This window comes from Pararhizobium sp. IMCC21322 (assembly GCF_030758295.1).
Lineage (GTDB): Bacteria > Pseudomonadota > Alphaproteobacteria > Rhizobiales.
On record NZ_CP132335.1, the window covers coordinates 2,156,934 to 2,173,833 of the forward strand.

Consider the following 16,900-nt stretch of genomic DNA (forward strand, 5'->3'; position numbering starts at 1 on the left):
GATTCAGAGTGTCTCCACATTGCCATCGACGGACAGTGACTGGCCGGAAAGGTTGGCTCCTGCATTCGACAACAGGAAGGCCGTTGTGGTTGCTACATCCTCCATTGTCACCATTCGGCGCAGGGATATCTTGGCGAGGTAATCCTGCTCCATTTCGTCATAGCTGACGCCGGTGGCTTTTGCGCGGTCGCGAATGACGCCCTCCATTCGCGGTCCGGAAACGATACCCGGCAAAATGGCATTGACACGAATGTTGTCTGGCCCAAGCTCTTTCGCCAGGCTTTGGGTCAGGCCGATCACGCCAAACTTGGCCGCTGAATAAGGCGTTCGGTAGGCATAACCATGCTTGCCCGCTGCGGATGACATATTGACGATCGACCCACCTCCTGCCGCTTTCAGCATTGGAACTGCATTGTGGGCGCAGATAAACTGACCGGTCAGACAGATGTCGATACACCGCCGCCAGCTCTCAACCGAGATGTCCTCAACACCGCCGGTGGGGCCTGCGATGCCCGCATTGTTGATCAGTGCATCCAGCCCGCCCAGATCTGATTTCGTCTCCTGGAAGAACGCTTCCACTGCCGCTTCATCTGACACGTCAGTGATGCGGGCCAGGCAATCACCCAGCTCTGCACTGGCCTGCTCCAACGCTTTGGCGTCTATGTCACATATCGCCAGTTTGGCACCCTGCGCATGGAGCTGGCGTGCGATGGCCAATCCAATGCCATTGGCACCAGCAGTGACAACAACACGCTGGCCCACCAATCCGGGTAATTGAAGTTTCGAAGATTCAGACATGGCTAGTGGCTCCTTTTTTCACGCAAGGCTATGACCGCCGCAAGAATGACAAGGCCGAAAAAAACCGACCGGAAAGCAAAGGGAAGCGTGGTGCCCGCAAGCAGGGTTTGCATTGCGGTCAGCAACAGAGCACCTCCAAACATGCCCAGGTAATGGCCCCGTCCGCCGGTGATCAGCGCGCCCCCAACAACAACCACAGCAATGGATGGCAAGAGGTAATCATCTCCCATGCCAAGGCTCGCCTGTCCCGAAAAGCCGGTCAGCAATATGCCCACCAAAGCCGCGCATTGCGCCGATAGAATATAGACCAAAATCAGGGATTTTCCGGTGTTGACACCTGACAAACGTGCGGCTGTTTCGCTGTTGCCAATGGCATAGATCCGGCGCCCGAATGCTGTGCGGTCGAGTAGCAGAACTGCGACCATTACAAACAGAGCCAATGCGGGAATAATCGGCGTCACGCCTAATATTTCTCCCGTCATCATCCAGCGTAATGCGGGGGCCGCAAATCCGTCAGGCGTGCCATTAGAATAGATCAACGCCACACCTTGCAGCAGGCCGTTCATCGCCAGCGTGACCACGATTGGCGACAGGCCCAGTGCCACGATCCCCAAACCGTTCAGGAATCCAATGACCATTGCCACAATCAACACGATGGGAATGGCATAGATCAAAGCAATATCTGCGCCTTGTACAATGCCCGCCACAAGTATGCCGGACAAACCAATGGTCCATGGCACCGACAAATCAAGCCCGCCAGTCAGGATCACCGCGCCCTGCCCAAGGGCTAGAATGATCAGAAACGATGACAGCACAAACAGCGCATCCCAGTAACGCAGCGAGGTGAAAACATTCCCAAATGCAACCTGAGTGATCAACAACACAATCAGGAGGCAGACAAAGGCAGGAAGCGTATAACGCATCAAGGCACCATGACGCTTCCAAAAACCCGGCTCGGCTTGGGATGAGGGGCTGGTGCGTGCTGCAAAGTCCAGCCGGTTGTCGGCAAAGGGTCGTTGCGAAATCAACATCCCCTTGCGACGGGCAGAGATGTACCGCTTTGCGCCACGCAGTTTGTGAGCCAGTGGACTGTTGGTTGAAAGTGATCCTGCCAGAACCGCAAGCAACAGAACCGCGCTCTCCGCGATGGTGGCATAATAGGCTGAGATATTCAGTGACAACAAGATGTTCACAACGATCATCAGGATATATGCCCCAAAAATCGTGCCTACCAATCCGCCTTTGCCGCCGCCAAGACGAGTGCCGCCAATGACCACCGCAGCAAATGTGGGCAGGAGCAGAGAATTCCCGACTAGCGGATCTCCTGACCCTGTTTGCGCGCTGACAAAGACCCCGGCCAGACCATACAGGCCTCCCGCCAATACATAGGTGAAAAAGATGACCCAACTGGTTCGCAGGCCGGTAGCGCTAGCAGCTTCAGGGTCGCTGCCCATGGCATATAAAGCCAAGCCGAAGGGCGTGCGTTTCAGCCACAGCCAAAGCAATACCACCACCCCCATCAGAACCACGGAAGCGGGAAGCAAATTGGGGATGGCATCTCCCATGAAGGCAGATCCGATGGAGGGAGAGACAAACCCGCCAGGCTTGTCCATCACCAGCAATGTCAGGCCTTGAACGATGAACATCGTTGCAAGGGTAACCACGATGGGTTGCAGGCGCAGATAGGCAATGAAGAAACCGTTGAACGCTCCAACCCCCATGCCGACCGCGATACCGATGGCAGTCCACAGTGGTACTGAAGCCTCAAAATTCGAAGGGTCCATCTGGGAGGCCAGAACCGCATTGACCAATGATATGACCGCTCCTGCGGAAAGATCAAAGCCGCCGGACAGGATGACAAGCGTCTGGCCCATTGCGGCAAGGGCTGTCGTTGTACCGCCGCTGGCCAGGAATGAGACGTCAAAGTAGGAAAGCGGGTATGGGCTGATCGTGCTGTTCAATGTCATCAAAGCAGCCAGAACCATCAGTGCCGCCAGCACCGGACGGCTGCGCTGAAGGTTTCGCATAAATCGAGGTATCACAGTCGGTGCAGGGGTGCGTGTTGTGTCAGAATGGCTCATGCGGCGTTCTCTTGCGCCATGTTTGTGGAGCCAAGAGCAGCCTGGATAATCCCTGTTTCGGTGATCTTGTCGCCGTCCAACCACGTGGTCATGCGGCCCTCATAAAGCACACCCACGCGGTCTGACATGTGAACAAGTTCCGGAACTTCAGTCGAGTGGAACAAAATCGCACCACCGGCAGCGACATACTCACTCATCAATTTGTAAAGCTGTTGCTTGGTGCCAACGTCGATCCCGCGTGTCGGGTCAAACAGCAGCAGGATACGGCTTTGCGCGACCAGCCATTTTGCAATTGCAATCTTCTGCTGGTTGCCACCCGAGAACGCACTTACTGGCAAATATTGCGCACGCTCGTCGACCTCCACAGCCGCAAATGCTTTTGCAGTGGCTTCAGCCTCGTCTTCAGAATTGAGCAGCATGCCCTTCCGGAAACGGTCGATCACTGGAAGACTGGCATTGTGCTTGCCCGGCAGGGTCAGGAACAATCCTTCGGTCTTACGCTCTTCAGGCACCAATCCGATGGCAATCGAAGGGTGCAGCGCATCTGCCGGGGAACGCAGGTGCACCGGACGGCCGTCCACAATCATCTCGCCATTGTCGATTGAAGTGTTACCAAACAGGGCAGTGAACAGGTCCTTCTGACCCATGCCTTGCAATCCGGCGATACCCAGGATTTGGCCTGGATGCAAAGCGAAACTGATGTCGCGAAGTTTGGCCCCGGCAGACAGTTGGCGTGTTTCCAGAACCGGCTTTTTCTGATGGGCGGCTTTTGAAGCGCGCGGCGGGAACGTGGCTTCGACCGAGCGGCCGATAATTAATTCGATGATTTCATCATCGGTAATATCATCTACCTGCGCCGATTTCACATGCCGCCCGTTTCGCAGGATCGACAGTGAATCACAGAATGCACGGACTTCCGGCATCCGGTGGGAAATGAATAAAATGGTTGTCCCGCACGCCTTAGCGTCTGCGATGACCCGGCCAAGCCAGTCCACATCGTCTCCTGATAGAGCCGATGTCGGCTCGTCTAATAGCAGAATGCGTGGATCGCGAAAAATTGCGCGTGCGATTTCAATTTTTTGACGTGAGGCTAGGTCAAGATCGCTGGCTAAATCGCCAAGATCGACAGTCAGACCGACAGATCGAAAGTGCTCTGATACTTTGCGCGCGGCCTCGGCTCGTTTGAGCATGTAAATTGGGTTTATGGGCCCTTTGGGCAGCATCATGTTTTCCAGAACCGTCAAATCGGGGATCAGTGTCAGTTCCTGAAAGGCGGTCTGAATACCCGCGGCATGGGCGTCGCGCGGAGAATTAAGTGTTATCTGCTTGCCGTCGATCCGTATTGTACCAGTATCGGGGCGGATCAAACCGGAGAGCAGCTTCATCGTGGTTGATTTCCCAGCGCCATTTTCACCCAACAGCGCATGAACAGTCCCTTGGGCAACGCTGAAACTTACATCGTCATTGGCAATGGTCGGACCATAGGCCTTGCGGAGATTGGTCACTTCAATAATCGGATTGCTTTCCGCATCTGACATGCACGATTTCCCAATGAGCGGCTGAAAATTGCGCCCGGCGCAGGAGTGCGTCGGGCGCGTCTTGCACCTTTGGTAGCCTTAGTCCTCAGGTTGTCCTACCAATGCCGCGTTCAGCCCGACTTCAGGCATGTCTTCCGAGAAGATCGACGCAAACCAACCGGGGTTGGAGACCAGAGAGGGGAGGAATGCATTGCAGCCAGCCTTTTGCTCTTCCCAGGACCCGGTTTCGCAAAGTTGCACCGTTTCGCTGGTCACAAGGGGCAGTGGCAATGTGGTCAAATCAGCAACCTCTTTACCATCCAGCACATCGATGGCCAGTTTGAAGGCCAATGCGCCAGAATAAGGTGGCGAGGCATAAGAGATCCGCGGCGCACCAAGAGGCGCATAGGGACCGGAAGCACCCTCAACTTCGGTGCCTGCTGGTAGCATCTGGATCCGGCCACCGTTTGAGCCCTCGCCTGCACAAGGCAGTAGAGCATCTGCGGCAATACCTGCTTCAAGCTGCATCGCGTTTGCGGTGAAGCAGCCAACCTGCATCCACAACCCGTCAACATCGCTCCAATCACGCGTAGCCAGTATCTTGGAAAGCTCATTGCGGGCTACAGCCTGGCTCCACATGCCAATGGCCTCGCCTATGACATTGATGCCGTCATGCTTTGCGAAGACTTCTTTGGCAGCCGCGGTGCGGGCTGCGTCAACGGATGTTCCCGGAACGCCCGTCATCAGAACAACGTCGCCTTTGCCATCCATTTTTTCCACCAACCATTCGGCGGTCACGCGGCCGGCTTCAAGCTGATCAATTGTCACATTATAGGCGCATGGCTCGGAAATTTCGCCGTCATAGGCAATTATGGTGACACCCTTGTCACAGGCGTTCTTGACGACGTTGTTCAGTGCCGTAGGCGAGATCGGATAAACAACGATGGCGTCCGCACCAGCTTGCACCATGGCATTTATCTGCTGGATCTGACGCTGAGCATTAGGGCCTGCTACCTGCACCCGTAGGTTTACCCGGTCTGCGTAGTTGGAATGCGAGGCAATTGCCTTGACCATATTGGCCGCTTCGGCCTGCCAATCATTCCCAATATAGCTCATCGACAAATAGACTTCATACTTGTCCTGAGCGGCGGCGGGTGCGGTTGCTGACAATGCCATAAGGCCTGCCGCTACAACCGTGCTGGCCGCAGTTTTGAAATTAAACATAGTTCCTCCCAATCATGGACATTCATTAAATGATGACTATATTGATTATTGATATTTGATCAAAAGTCAATGGCTTTTAATTAGGAAACTTCACGGCTAGAAAGGGTTCTTTAAAGAGGGTTTCTGGATGAATTCTACCTTAAGTACCATCAAACCTGTGCGACGCGAAACTTTGCAGACTGCGGTTTATGAGCAGTTGTGCGAATTGATTCTGGAAGGCAATTTAGCTCCGGGCGAATCCATTACTGTGGCCAATATCGCGAAAGCCTTCGATGTCAGCCCCATGCCGGTGCGCGAGGCCATAACGCGCCTTATGGCAGCAGGAGCGTTGACGGTGGTGTCAGGTCGATCCATCGGTGTCCCGCAATTGGACCGCAGCGTGTTTACTGATCTTCGCAACGTTCGTCTGGAGATTGAAACTGTTTCATTGCGCTGGGCGATACAAAACGCCACTGAGGCCTTTCACCGTGATCTCGAAGACAAGCTTAGCGCCATGATTTCCGCCGAGCAAAAAGGCGAGGTCAAAGGCTTCATTCGGGCTAATTATGAGTTTCATTTTGCAATTTATCAACAGGCGAAATCTCCAGTCCTGTTGGAGACGATCAGCAAAATTTGGCTGCGTATCAATCCATATTTCCATCTTCTTCAGCAATCCGGGCACTATAAGATCTCCAACGACCAGCATTCCGAGATGGTCGAAGGGATCGTCCAGAATGATGAAAATAAAGCGGTTGAGGCGCTGAAAAGAGATATTAGCAGCGCCTACAATACAATGGTGTCCCAACTGGCGGGGAAAAAAGAAACCAGCCAATAGGGAGGAAGGGCACTCAGAGCGACTATGCTTTGCCAATGCGCTTCTCTTGAGAAGTATGCTCAACAGCTACAAATGAACCGCCACGGGCCCAACGGAAGCAAAGATCAACGGTTTACATGCAAAAATTGGAAGCACAGACTCATGACTGAAAAGAATATAGCTCTCATCGTCGGTGCAACCGGACTGTCGGGCAGTTACACGGGCCGCCTCCTCAAAGAGAAGGGCTGGACAGTAGTGACTGTCTCGCGCGGTGTTGTCGATCTGGGTTTTTCGGATCTACATATCGCGACGGATCTGAAGGATGCCGAAAGCAGCAAAGCAGCGCTGGCTGCAGTTGGTAGGGTGACCCACGTGTTTTATTGCACCTGGTCACGTGAAGCCAACGAGGACGAAAACGTTCGCGTCAACGCGCTGATGATCCGAAACCTCTTTGAGGGAATCGCCGATGCACCTGTGCGCCACGCGGCATTGGTAACAGGGCTCAAGCATTATCTGGGCTCTTTCGAAGATTACGCGAATGTCAAACCGTATACACCATTTCTCGAAAATAGCCCGCGCCTGTCCGGGGCCAATTTCTACTATGCGCAGGAAGATGTCTTGTTCGAGATGGCTGCACAGCAAGGCTTCAATTGGTCCGTGCACCGCCCCCACACCATGATCGGTCTGGTGATCGGTAATGCCATGAATATGGCTGTGACGCTTGCAGTCTACGCTTCAATCTGCAAACACACAGGCAGGCCCTTCGTCTATCCTGGCTCGCCTGAGCAGTATAACGCGGTGACTGACGTTTCAGACGCGCGCATCGTGGCGGCACAACTACACTGGGCTGCGACAACACCAGAGGCCGCGAATACGCCCTTCAATACGGTGAACGGTGATGTCTTCCGCTGGACTTGGCTCTGGCAGCAGATCGCAGATTACTTTGGTGTGGAGGCTGCGGACTATCCAGGCCACCCGACCCCTCTGGAAACTCAGATGGTTGACTCACCCGCAATTTGGGCCGAGATCATTGCCAAGCACGAGCTTCAGGATATTCCGGTTGGCAGGCTCGCCTCCTGGTGGCACAGTGATGCTGACTTGGGCCGTGACATCGAATGCTTCACTGACATGGCAAACAGCCGCGAACTTGGCTATAGCGCCTATCAGCGGACACCCGACAGCTTCACTCGAGTGTTCAACGAACTGCGTGCACGCAAAATTATCCCTTCCTGAGACCGCGCAAGCACGTTAACTCAGATGAACCAAAAATGCCGACATTACCCCAGATCAAGCAGCAACAATTTGATGCCATTCGGCGAACGCCTCGGCGCGCGTTTGACGAAGAGTTGGGCGGGAGATCAGATGACGTTGCACATTGAAATGATTGTAGATGGCATCGTGGACGGACAGAAAACGTTGCATCGATCCGGGCGATTTAAACCGACCCATTCGGCGTTCTCGTCGGCGCGTCGGCTGGTGTGATACTCCGGCCCGATTGTTCAAGCGACCACCCGTGACATGACGGTGCTCAAGACCAAGTTCTCGAAGCGCTGCAGAATATGACCCTAGCTTGTCGGTGACAATCTTGTCCGGACTGTACCCCTGCTTTTTCAGGAGTTTCCGCATAAGTTTAAGGGCCGCGCGCTTGTTTCGGCGAGATTGGGCCAGGACTTCAAGAACCTCGCCTTCATCGTCAACCGCGCGCCACAGATATGTCCGCTTGCCACCAATGCGGACAAAAACCTCATCAAGATGCCAGATTCCTGACGGCTGAACTCTGCAGGATCTAACGTTGGCGGCAATCGCGGGACCGAATTTCAAAATCCAACGGCGAATTGTTTCATAGCTCACATCAATCCCACGTTCTGCAAGCATTTCCTCGACGTCACGAAAGCTCAACGGAAAGCGAAAATAGAGCCAGACGGCACGATGGATCACAGCTCCTGGGAACCGGTGGCGGGAATAGGAAATCTTTTTCATCCCCTGCCGTTACGCTGAATTCACCCCGTTCGTCGAGTTACCGTGACAATGCCTCGCCTACACCCTTATCGAAACGGCCAAGCTAAATGGCGTCGATCCGCAAGCCTGGCTAACCGACGTTCTCGGCCGCATTGCCGACCACAAGATTACGCGACTTGATGAACTCTTGCCCTGGCGTTACGCTCAGGGCTGAGCGTAACTGGCAATTGGCCCGTCAGTCCAGGTGGGTACAACCGGACGGTCACCTTTTTACAGTGGGTTGATCATCCCAAGCTCACCGCGCCCGATACGCCCGTAAAAATGTCTGCACTGCATTCTCCGCGCTTTGGTCGATGTCCGCTTGCGTAAAATCTTTGCGGATGCCGAAGATGGAGACGTGGAAGAAGTCGGCTTTGACCAGTTCCAGAAGCTGGCGGGCGGCGAGATTCACATCGTCTATGTCGAGTTCGCCGGTGTCGATGTGCTTTTGCAGGATTGCAGTGATCAGGGTTTCGCCGGTTTTGGGGCCTGATTCATAGAAGGTGCGTCCGATTTCTGGGAAGCGGGTGGTTTCGGCAACGGCTAGGCGAAACAGATTGGACAGGGCCGGTGCCGTGAAGGTCTGGCCGATTGTGCTGGCGATGACGCGCAGGTTTTCTTCCAGCGTTCCGTCAATTTTACTCAGTTTTTCAATCCGTTCGCTGTAGACTTTGCATTGAAGCTGAATGACAGCCTTGAACAGCTCCTGCTTGTTGGCAAAATATTTGTAGAGCGTGGCTTTTGACACATCTGCCGCTTCGGCAATCATGTCCACACTGGCCCCCTCGAAACCCTGCTCGTCAAAAATCCGGGCAGCGCCGTCCATGATCTGACGGCATTTTTGCCGGGCTCTTGGGGTACATGGCTCTAACATTCGGCGCTCCTTTATGAAATGAACCGTTTAGTTCAATTTTTTGTTGACATCAAGTGTTTTTATGATTTATATGCAAATTATGAACTAAACGGTACAGTTTATTATGAAGGTGATATGATGCCACATTCACAACAAATCAACGGTCTGAACAGGCCGCTGCCACTATCGGACCTGCTGCTGGCCGCCGGGGCCATCGGGCAGGCCGGGCTTGCTAGGTGCATGGTGAGGTGTATGGCCATGTGCATGAGCTGCAGCGATTCCACGAGATTGGCCAGTGCGGGCTGTTTGAGCGACAATGCGCGGCAGGCGAGAGCATTGGACCCGCAGGGCCAGGCGAGCAGTATCCCCGATGCCCTTATTGATGATGCAATCATTGACGACCCTGCCGCCCATGCGCCCCTTGCAGGGCTGGAAATCCGGCTCAGCGCGGCAATGCTCGGCTTCACCGTGGTCGGCGCGATCATGGCCTATCTGATGTGGGTCAGCGGGCCGGGATTCCTTGTCCTGTTTGTTCTGCTGCTGTTTGCCAGCAGGCCATTTAATCTCAAGGGCCTTAATTATCTGGCCAGCACTGACGCCAGCATTGACCGGAAGATGGAGGTTTGAAATGGCCAACATGAATTTGCCTGATGCCTCTGAACCTCATGAGGACGCCGCAACTTCTGCCAATCTGTCATCCGAAGCGCGGGGCCGCGGTCTCGGAACCTATGTGATGGGGGTCAGTTACCGAAAATCGTCGGGTTTGAATTTTGCTCGCCTGTCGAAAGACGACGACGCGTTCGAGGTGTGGAGCCAGTATTGTTCATCCCGATCAACCCGCCGAAGCAGGCGCACCATAGCCGGTATCGGACGTCTTGCGTGGGGCGGTGCCATATCTGAAAATCAACCAGCAGACCCGCTATCCCCTGATCGAAGCCACCAAATTTAATGACGCCGATCCGCAGGCTTGGCTCACTGACACGCTGGGCTGCATCGCTGACCCACAGGGTCACCCGCATCGACAAACTTCTACCCTGGCATTACGCGACATCCGCAGCGCAACTAGTGAACCTCATCACCTCACCAGAGCGGTGTCGCAGGACGGGTATGAAATGGTTGGCGGAAAATGCATTCTCAACGTGAGCGTTCGGTGAGCCCCACCTAAGGTGGTCGTTTTTGGCGCGTTAGTGTCCACTTGTTTTATACCACCGGCGGTATTTTCTGACTTTTCACAGATGCGCCCAGTCCCGCATACCTATTGATGTGATAGTTGACGGTTTGTCGATCTATGCATTCCACGCATCGCAGGCTGCATCGACGATGTCGTTGTAGTCGTTGAACACGCGGTTTGAGAGGTAGTTGGCGCGCAGATATTGCCAGACGTTCTCGATTACTACCCGGCAGTTGATTGCGGGACAATCCACGGGAGGGCGGGTTCAGTTCGGGTGATTTCGATGGGAGCAGGATGATGGTGAGATTTTTTGGCACCTTTAACTTGCCGGTGCTGTGCCATCCGGCCCGGTCCATGAGCACAACAGCATGAGCCTTGGGCGCAACGTATTTGCTGATCTCGTTGAGATGCAACTGCATCGCTTCGGTATTGGCCCTTGGCAGGACGAGTGCCGCTCCAGTGCCGCGTTTGGGACAAATCGCGCCAAACAGATAGGTGTTTTCATACCGTTGATCGGCAGGCAGTCGTGGGCGGGTCCCCTTTTGCGCCCAGACGCGCACCTGGCCGTTCTTTTGGCCAATCCGCGCTTCGTCTTGGAACCATATCTCTACCGGTCTGCCTTTCGGTAGATCAGCTACATGCGCTGCCAGCGTGTTGACGAAGTTTTTTTGAACGCATCGATCACCCCGGCATCCTGCTTGGGATGTCTTGGGCGACCGGAGATGTTGGAGAAACCCAACTCGGCCAGATAGTCCGACATTGACTGTTCGGAGCATTCCACACCAAACCGCTCGGCCATCACCCGCACCAGGTCTATGCGCCGCCAGCGTACCACACCATCCACCTCAATATCTGGCCCAGTCTCGACGATTTGTGCCAGTTCCTGCATCTGTTCATCGTTCAACCGACGCGGACGACCGGCTCCTTTCGCATTGGTCAGCCCATCAGGGCCGTGTTTATTGAACTGATGAACCCAGTCGCGCAGCGTCTGGCGGTCCATCCCGCCAATCCGAGCTGCCTGCGTCCGATTCATACCTTCATAGACCGCCGCCAAGGCCAGCAACCGGCGTATCTGTCTGTTGTCGCTGCAACGACGGGCCAATCGACGAAGCTCTGTCGCTGAATAATCAGTACGAAGTGGAACTGCTGATCCCATGGCAAATCTCCTTTGCCACATTGAATCGGACCAAAAGTGATTTGGGAATCCCAATAGAGTCAGAAAATCTCTCTGTTGGTATTACTGATGTTCTCAGCCGTATCGCAGATCACAAGATCAACCGTATTGACGAACTACTGCCCTGGAATTACGTTGCAGGTGAGTGACCACATGGGCGCTTACCGAACGTGAAACAGTAGTCATCGAACACATCGCCGGGCCCGTCCTCGACAAAATGCGAGAAAACCTGCGGCGCGTCAGTGACGTGGTAAACGCTGCAAAAGCCGGGCCCCTTGCTCCGGGCGGCTTGCTTGACAGGCCCATTTCGCAAAACGCGTCGACGTCCTTAGGAACGAAAGGCTGTCCCCAATTGGCCACGTAAAGCGTTCCGCTGTTGCCTCTTCGGCAGTGAGTAATATCGCATTTTGCCGTCACTGAGGCTCTTGTCGTACACGCCGTGGTTGTTCTGGATCAGTTCGACCAGAATGCGGCGGTGAAAATCAGCAATCGAAACTCTCAGGCCATCTCGATAGCGCCGGTAATCAGGCCAGTAACTTCCTCGGGAGATGTTTCGGCCACCGGTTTGTCAGCGACTTTGGTTCCGCGTCGCAAGACCACCACCCGGTCGCAGACCGAAAATACGTCGGGCATCCTGTGACTGATGAGTATGACTGCGAGCCCCGCGCTTTTCAGACGCCCGATTAGGTCCAGCACTTCGGCTACCTGCCTGACACTTATGGCGGCGGTAGGTTCGTCCATAATAACGATGTTAGGCTTTGATAGCCGGGTTCGGGCAATTGCAACTGCCTGTCTTTGCCCACCCGACATCTGAAGGACTAGATCCTTGGGCCGGGTCTCCGATTTGAGATCCGCAAATAGCTCAGCAGACCGTTCGTTCATCGCAGCACGGTTGAGAAAGCTGAAGGGACCAATTTTGCGCACAATTTCACGGCCAAGAAATACATTCATGGATGCAGTGAGGTTGTCGCACAATGCTAGGTCCTGATGGACTACTTCAATGCCAGCGTCGCGGGCTTCCCGCGGGCGAGAAAAATTTACTGTTTTGCCGTCGAGGCTGATGGTTCCCGATGTTGGGGGAAAACTGCCAGCAATTATTTTGATCAGCGTGGATTTACCCGCTCCATTGTCGCCCATCAACCCTAGGACCTGGCCCCGCTCCAAGTTGATATCGACTCCAGCAAGAGCGTGAATACCGCCAAAGTTTTTTGTGATGCCGTTCAGTTCCAAGATACTCATCAGGCCATCCCCTATGCCCGGCTGCGCGAAGCAGCATACTGATCGAAGGCAACTGCTGCGATGAGGATCAGACCAATTACAATTTGTTGCACAAACGAAGACACATTCATAAGCACCAGGCCATTTCGCAGCACACCGATTAGAAGCGCTCCGACAACTGTACCGAAAATGCTGCCCAGTCCGCCAAAGAGCGAGGTGCCCCCTATGACCACAGCGGCGATCACGTTGAGTTCCAGTCCCATTCCCGCAACGGCTTCAGCCGAGTTCAATCGTGCAGACAGGAGAAAGGCCGCCAGGCCGCAGAAGAAGCCCACAATCACATAGACGAGGAATGTAACCCGGCGCGTGTTCACTCCATTCAGATCCGAAGCAGCAGCATTTCCGCCAACTGAATAGACGTGCAAACCGAAGCGGGTATGTTTGAGAACAATGTGCGCTATTGCGGCTGCTGAAAAAAACAAGATCACAGGCACCGGAACGTTACCGATCCGTCCCTGACCCCACCACGTATACTCCTGCGTGAAGCCGCTGATCGGTCCACCACCAGAAAACAGCAGGGCAACCCCGCGAAACACGCTCAGACCGCCAAGTGTAACCACAAATGGAGGGACCTTAAGTCTGGTGATTGCCAGTCCCTGAAGTGCACCACCGGCTATTCCCACGGCAATTGCTGCAAGAACTGCAAAGATGACGGGATTGCCGGTCGCCGCCTCCGCACCAATGGCGAAACGGTTGTCCAGCCCACCCTTGGAAACATAGGCGGCGACCAACCCAGCAAGGGCCACTAGGGAACCCACAGAGAGGTCGATACCTGCAGTCAGGATTACGAATGTCATACCTATGGCTACCAGACCAGAAATCGAGACCTGGCGCAGAACGTTAAGAAGGTTCAGGGGATGCAAAAAATTGGGCTGGAGGAGTGCAAAGACCAAGACGAGCACAAGCAGAAAAATTGGGGCAGCGTATTTTGCCGCATACCCAAACCAGTCAGTTCCTTTGTCAGGCTCTTGGTCGCCAGTTGTGTTGTCTAAATTCATACGCCTGCTCGGAAGGTCTGTCTTCAGTTACGATTTGGGCCCGCCACCTTATCCGGGTGGTGGACCCATTACTTGCCAAGTTAAATCAGTTAAGTTCCGAAAGACGTTCGGCCTTATCAATATTGTCCTTGGTAATTGCGAACGGCTCTAGCAAAACCAAAGATTCTGGTGTTGTTCCGTTGCGCAGGAAATTGACAAGTGCCTGAAGTGCAAGACGGCTCTGACCACCAGGTGTTTGTTCGATTGTTGCTGTTAAACCGCCGTCACGCACACTTGCAAGAGCCTCAGGCAGCGCATCAAACCCAAGGATCGCGATGTTTAGACCTTGTTCCTGAGTGACCTGTAGTGCGCCGAGCGCCATATCATCGTTGGCTGCAACAATGACATCTGGTGGTGAATCAAGTCCGGCCAATATCGATTCTGTGACGGACGCACCTTCTTCTCGGGCAAAATTTGCAGTCTGTTCCGCAACGAAAACATATTTGTCCGACATCGAATCCAGGATATTATGAACCCCTTTATTGCGGTCGATGGCCGGGCTCGCTCCGGGTTGACCCTGAAGATTGACGATAGTTGCGCCGTCAGGGAAGAGTTTGATAATCAGTTTTGCCTGTGCCTCGCCGCCGATCACGTTATCAGCGCCCACATGGCCAAGTACACCCTCGACACCATCGACACGTCTGTCGATTGTCATTACAGGAATTCCTGCATCGATCACTTGTTTAACACCAGGAGCCAATGCGACGGAATCAGCCGGGCTGATGACCACACCACTGACTTGATTGATAATTGCAGCCTCAAGTTCGGCTGTCTGTTTGGGTGCAGAATTCTGACCATCCTGGTTGATCATTGTAATGCCGCCGAGTGCTTCCGCTTCGGCGTTAAGCGCATTTTGCATATGAACAAAGAATGGAAATCCGAGGCTCGGCATCGAAGTAACGATAGTCAAATCTTGCGCCTGAACTGGAGCTGTTGAAATCATCACGGCGGCGACCGCTGAAACAATTCCCGATGCAATTCGAAACTTGGTCATTTTTCCTCCTAGAAAATAGTGACTACTAAATATAGTCTTCTTCAAATAATTGATCTTCCCCAAACAACAGGGACTAGAGACAACGTTATGTGCTCCAACGCACTGTTGCAACCCAATTTACGCATCCCGTTTGGTGCGGTGCCGTCTCTGCAATCAAATGGAAGATGCTGTCAGACGAATACCGACAATGGCTTTCTGGAATTGAATAACAAAACTTGCGAGCGCGCAATGAAGCCAGTAGCAATCGGACGCAAGAATTGGATGTTCGCCGGTTCTGAGCGCGGTGGCAAAGCCATGGCCATTGCCTTCACCCTGATTGAGACCGCCAAGCTCAACGGCGTTGATCCCCAAGCGTGGCTTACTGATGTTCTCAGCCGTATAGCAGATCACAAGATCACTAAATTGGACGAGTTAATGCCTTGGCGTTACGCTGAACACTCAGCGTAATTAGCCTCCATGACACATGCCAGAGCGCTTTCACCGGACGGTTACTTCTCAACTCTATCCCACCTATCATCATCCAATTCATGCAACTTCAGATTGAATACCGGCAGCAATATTTAGAATGTCAACTTTAGGCGTATGGATTTGGAGTAATTTGGCGAATATTTTTGCGGGAATGGCTGGTGAAAACAGATAGCCCTGCACCTCATCGCATCCCATCTGTTTGAGCAGATCGAGTTCTTCTATTGTCTCGACACCTTCGGCGATAACACGCAAGTCCATGATATGTCCCAATTCAATAATTGCATTGGTGATTGATTGGTTGGTCGGTTCATTCGATAAAGACTGGACAAAGGACCTATCAATTTTCAAGCGGTCAATGGGAAACGTTTGCAATCTGCTTAATGATGAATGGCCGGTTCCAAAATCATCGATTGCTAGCCTGACCCCCATTTCCTTCAGATCACCCAGAGTTTTGACACTTTCTTTTTGCATTGCCAAACTTTCGGTAATCTTGATCTCTAGCCATTGAGATTCAAGGCCGGTGGTTTCTAGGGCATTCGTTATAGTCTTCAATATGTCCTGGCGCCTAAACTGGGTTGAAATGGGGGTGGCCGGACGCCCCGGAATCCCCAGCGGGATCAAATCGGAATGGCCGGCCGGATGCTCCGGAATGCGCACTCATGGAATGGCAGCACCCTGTCGTTGAGCAAATCAGCCGCCGTGATAGGCGTCTTGGTGGTGTAAAGCTTGGCATGGGCCACCTTGCTGTAGGTGTCGACATAGGTCTGCTGATAGACGCGCTCGACGCCCTTGAGGGTGCCGACGTAGAACGTGTCCGGTGAGCCCAGATAGCCCGGGTGGGCCGTCTCGATCTCACCGCAAGCCTCGTCATCGTGTTTCTTCTTTTCAAGCGCCTGCACCTGCGCTTCAGTCAGAATGCCACCGCCTTCGGCAACCTTGGCTTCCAGCACCTTGAGCCGGTTTTTGAAGTTTGCCAAGTCGTGCCGCAGCCAGATAGACCGCACGCCCGAGGGCGAGACAAAGACCCCCAGCTTGCGCAACTCGTTAGATGTGCGTGCCTGGCCGTAGGCCGGGAAGTCCGTGGCGGATTTGATCACCGCGTCCTCGGTCGCCTGATCGATCCGGTTCGCCAGATTGGGCCTGCGCCGGGTCCGTTCGAACAGGGCCTCAACGCCGCCGTCCTCGACCGCCGATTTGTAGCGGTAGAACGTGTCGCGCGACATGCCCATCACTTGGCAAGCTTTCGACACGTTGCCCAGTTCCTCGGCCAGGTTCAGCAATCCGGTTTTGTGTTTGATTATCTTGTCGGTAGTATTCAACATCGTGGTTTCCTCGTTTTGTGGTTGGGTTTGCACCACCATCAAAACGGATAACCATCATCTCCTTCAAGAGATGTGCCGTCCCCATTCCAGCTTGCTGGGAAGGGGGCGGTGTCAGATCACATCGAGACTAATTCAGCTAAATCACGCGGCCAATTGTTCCAAAAAATCTGACGACGGACATTGTTCGCCATC

15 protein-coding genes and 3 pseudogenes are annotated in these 16,900 nt (G+C 53.8%); 6 read left to right on the forward strand and 12 right to left on the reverse strand.

Translation table 11 applies throughout. From position 1 onward, the window contains the following. Window positions 1-3 precede the first annotated feature (3 nt). The 4 genes from RAL91_RS10415 to RAL91_RS10430 form a co-directional block, all read right to left on the reverse strand. Window positions 4-798, reverse strand: coding sequence for an SDR family oxidoreductase (locus tag RAL91_RS10415; RefSeq protein ID WP_306261984.1), 795 nt, complete (start codon window positions 796-798; stop codon window positions 4-6). Window positions 799-800: 2 nt separating this feature from the next. Next, entirely contained in the window at window positions 801-2,879 is a 2,079-nt protein-coding gene (locus tag RAL91_RS10420) for an ABC transporter permease (protein ID WP_306261986.1), read from the reverse strand. After that, complete coding sequence (locus RAL91_RS10425) at window positions 2,876-4,417, reverse strand: sugar ABC transporter ATP-binding protein (protein WP_306261988.1); 1,542 nt, start codon at window positions 4,415-4,417, stop codon at window positions 2,876-2,878. Before RAL91_RS10425 ends, RAL91_RS10420 begins: the two co-directional genes overlap by 4 nt. A 78-nt stretch (window positions 4,418-4,495) precedes the next feature. Continuing rightward, complete coding sequence (locus RAL91_RS10430; RefSeq protein WP_306261989.1) at window positions 4,496-5,620, reverse strand: sugar ABC transporter substrate-binding protein; 1,125 nt, start codon at window positions 5,618-5,620, stop codon at window positions 4,496-4,498. 127 nt (window positions 5,621-5,747) lie between these two features. Between RAL91_RS10430 and RAL91_RS10435 the strand changes: the two genes are divergently transcribed. Beyond that, window positions 5,748-6,434, forward strand: coding sequence for a GntR family transcriptional regulator (locus tag RAL91_RS10435; RefSeq protein WP_306261991.1), 687 nt, complete (start codon window positions 5,748-5,750; stop codon window positions 6,432-6,434). 141 nt (window positions 6,435-6,575) lie between these two features. Beyond that, complete coding sequence (locus RAL91_RS10440; protein WP_306261993.1) at window positions 6,576-7,646, forward strand: SDR family oxidoreductase; 1,071 nt, start codon at window positions 6,576-6,578, stop codon at window positions 7,644-7,646. A gap of 54 nt (window positions 7,647-7,700) precedes the next feature. On the opposite strand, the gene RAL91_RS10445 is transcribed toward RAL91_RS10440, so the two are convergent. After that, on the reverse strand, window positions 7,701-8,393 hold the full coding sequence (locus tag RAL91_RS10445) for an IS6 family transposase (RefSeq protein ID WP_306261995.1): 693 nt from the start codon (window positions 8,391-8,393) through the stop codon (window positions 7,701-7,703). 58 nt (window positions 8,394-8,451) lie between these two features. On the opposite strand from RAL91_RS10445, the pseudogene RAL91_RS10450 reads away from it, so the two are divergent. Beyond that, a pseudogene (locus RAL91_RS10450) lies at window positions 8,452-8,586 on the forward strand (transposase domain-containing protein); the annotation flags it as partial. An 81-nt stretch (window positions 8,587-8,667) separates the two neighbouring features. Here the strand turns inward: RAL91_RS10450 and RAL91_RS10455 are convergent. Beyond that, window positions 8,668-9,285 carry a TetR/AcrR family transcriptional regulator gene (locus RAL91_RS10455; RefSeq protein ID WP_306261997.1) on the reverse strand — a complete coding sequence of 206 codons (618 nt, stop codon included), beginning with the start codon at window positions 9,283-9,285 and terminating at the stop codon, window positions 8,668-8,670. Between the two features lie 243 nt (window positions 9,286-9,528). Between RAL91_RS10455 and RAL91_RS10460 the strand changes: the two genes are divergently transcribed. Both RAL91_RS10460 and RAL91_RS10465 read left to right on the forward strand, forming a co-directional pair. Then, window positions 9,529-9,891, forward strand: coding sequence for a hypothetical protein (locus RAL91_RS10460; protein WP_306261999.1), 363 nt, complete (start codon window positions 9,529-9,531; stop codon window positions 9,889-9,891). A 1-nt stretch (window position 9,892) separates the two neighbouring features. Beyond that, window positions 9,893-10,213 carry a hypothetical protein gene (locus tag RAL91_RS10465; RefSeq protein ID WP_306262001.1) on the forward strand — a complete coding sequence of 107 codons (321 nt, stop codon included), beginning with the start codon at window positions 9,893-9,895 and terminating at the stop codon, window positions 10,211-10,213. 337 nt (window positions 10,214-10,550) lie between these two features. Here RAL91_RS10465 and RAL91_RS10470 read toward each other — a convergent pair. The 4 genes and pseudogenes from RAL91_RS10470 to RAL91_RS10485 all read right to left on the reverse strand — a co-directional run bounded on the left by RAL91_RS10470 (window position 10,551) and on the right by RAL91_RS10485 (window position 14,918). Continuing rightward, a pseudogene (locus tag RAL91_RS10470) lies at window positions 10,551-11,591 on the reverse strand (IS630 family transposase). A gap of 516 nt (window positions 11,592-12,107) precedes the next feature. After that, the gene (locus RAL91_RS10475; protein ID WP_306262003.1) at window positions 12,108-12,848 is read right to left on the reverse strand and encodes an ATP-binding cassette domain-containing protein; all 741 of its coding nucleotides are present in this window, start codon (window positions 12,846-12,848) and stop codon (window positions 12,108-12,110) included. An 11-nt stretch (window positions 12,849-12,859) separates the two neighbouring features. Then, on the reverse strand, window positions 12,860-13,885 hold the full coding sequence (locus RAL91_RS10480; RefSeq protein ID WP_306262005.1) for an ABC transporter permease: 1,026 nt from the start codon (window positions 13,883-13,885) through the stop codon (window positions 12,860-12,862). A gap of 85 nt (window positions 13,886-13,970) precedes the next feature. Next, on the reverse strand, window positions 13,971-14,918 hold the full coding sequence (locus RAL91_RS10485; RefSeq protein WP_306262007.1) for a substrate-binding domain-containing protein: 948 nt from the start codon (window positions 14,916-14,918) through the stop codon (window positions 13,971-13,973). Window positions 14,919-15,005: 87 nt separating this feature from the next. On the opposite strand from RAL91_RS10485, the gene RAL91_RS10490 reads away from it, so the two are divergent. Continuing rightward, entirely contained in the window at window positions 15,006-15,365 is a 360-nt protein-coding gene (locus RAL91_RS10490; protein WP_306262009.1) for a transposase domain-containing protein, read from the forward strand. Window positions 15,366-15,443: 78 nt separating this feature from the next. On the opposite strand, the gene RAL91_RS10495 is transcribed toward RAL91_RS10490, so the two are convergent. Then, entirely contained in the window at window positions 15,444-16,043 is a 600-nt protein-coding gene (locus RAL91_RS10495) for an EAL domain-containing protein (protein ID WP_306262011.1), read from the reverse strand. Then, a pseudogene (locus RAL91_RS10500) lies at window positions 16,043-16,708 on the reverse strand (helix-turn-helix domain-containing protein); the annotation flags it as partial. The gene RAL91_RS10495 and the pseudogene RAL91_RS10500, both read right to left, overlap by 1 nt. Window positions 16,709-16,900 lie beyond the last annotated feature (192 nt).

Excerpts from the sequence above, each read along its gene's own strand:
- RAL91_RS10415 (WP_306261984.1), bottom strand. The coding sequence starts at position 798 with ATGTCTGAATCTTCGAAACTTCAATTACCCGGATTGGTGGGCCAGCGT.
- RAL91_RS10420 (WP_306261986.1), bottom strand. The coding sequence starts at position 2,879 with ATGAGCCATTCTGACACAACACGCACCCCTGCACCGACTGTGATACCT.
- RAL91_RS10425 (WP_306261988.1), bottom strand. The coding sequence starts at position 4,417 with ATGTCAGATGCGGAAAGCAATCCGATTATTGAAGTGACCAATCTCCGC.
- RAL91_RS10430 (WP_306261989.1), bottom strand. The coding sequence starts at position 5,620 with ATGTTTAATTTCAAAACTGCGGCCAGCACGGTTGTAGCGGCAGGCCTT.
- RAL91_RS10435 (WP_306261991.1), top strand. The coding sequence starts at position 5,748 with ATGAATTCTACCTTAAGTACCATCAAACCTGTGCGACGCGAAACTTTG.
- RAL91_RS10440 (WP_306261993.1), top strand. The coding sequence starts at position 6,576 with ATGACTGAAAAGAATATAGCTCTCATCGTCGGTGCAACCGGACTGTCG.
- RAL91_RS10445 (WP_306261995.1), bottom strand. The coding sequence starts at position 8,393 with ATGAAAAAGATTTCCTATTCCCGCCACCGGTTCCCAGGAGCTGTGATC.
- RAL91_RS10455 (WP_306261997.1), bottom strand. The coding sequence starts at position 9,285 with ATGTTAGAGCCATGTACCCCAAGAGCCCGGCAAAAATGCCGTCAGATC.
- RAL91_RS10460 (WP_306261999.1), top strand. The coding sequence starts at position 9,529 with ATGAGCTGCAGCGATTCCACGAGATTGGCCAGTGCGGGCTGTTTGAGC.
- RAL91_RS10465 (WP_306262001.1), top strand. The coding sequence starts at position 9,893 with ATGGCCAACATGAATTTGCCTGATGCCTCTGAACCTCATGAGGACGCC.
- RAL91_RS10475 (WP_306262003.1), bottom strand. The coding sequence starts at position 12,848 with ATGAGTATCTTGGAACTGAACGGCATCACAAAAAACTTTGGCGGTATT.
- RAL91_RS10480 (WP_306262005.1), bottom strand. The coding sequence starts at position 13,885 with ATGAATTTAGACAACACAACTGGCGACCAAGAGCCTGACAAAGGAACT.
- RAL91_RS10485 (WP_306262007.1), bottom strand. The coding sequence starts at position 14,918 with ATGACCAAGTTTCGAATTGCATCGGGAATTGTTTCAGCGGTCGCCGCC.
- RAL91_RS10490 (WP_306262009.1), top strand. The coding sequence starts at position 15,006 with ATGTGCTCCAACGCACTGTTGCAACCCAATTTACGCATCCCGTTTGGT.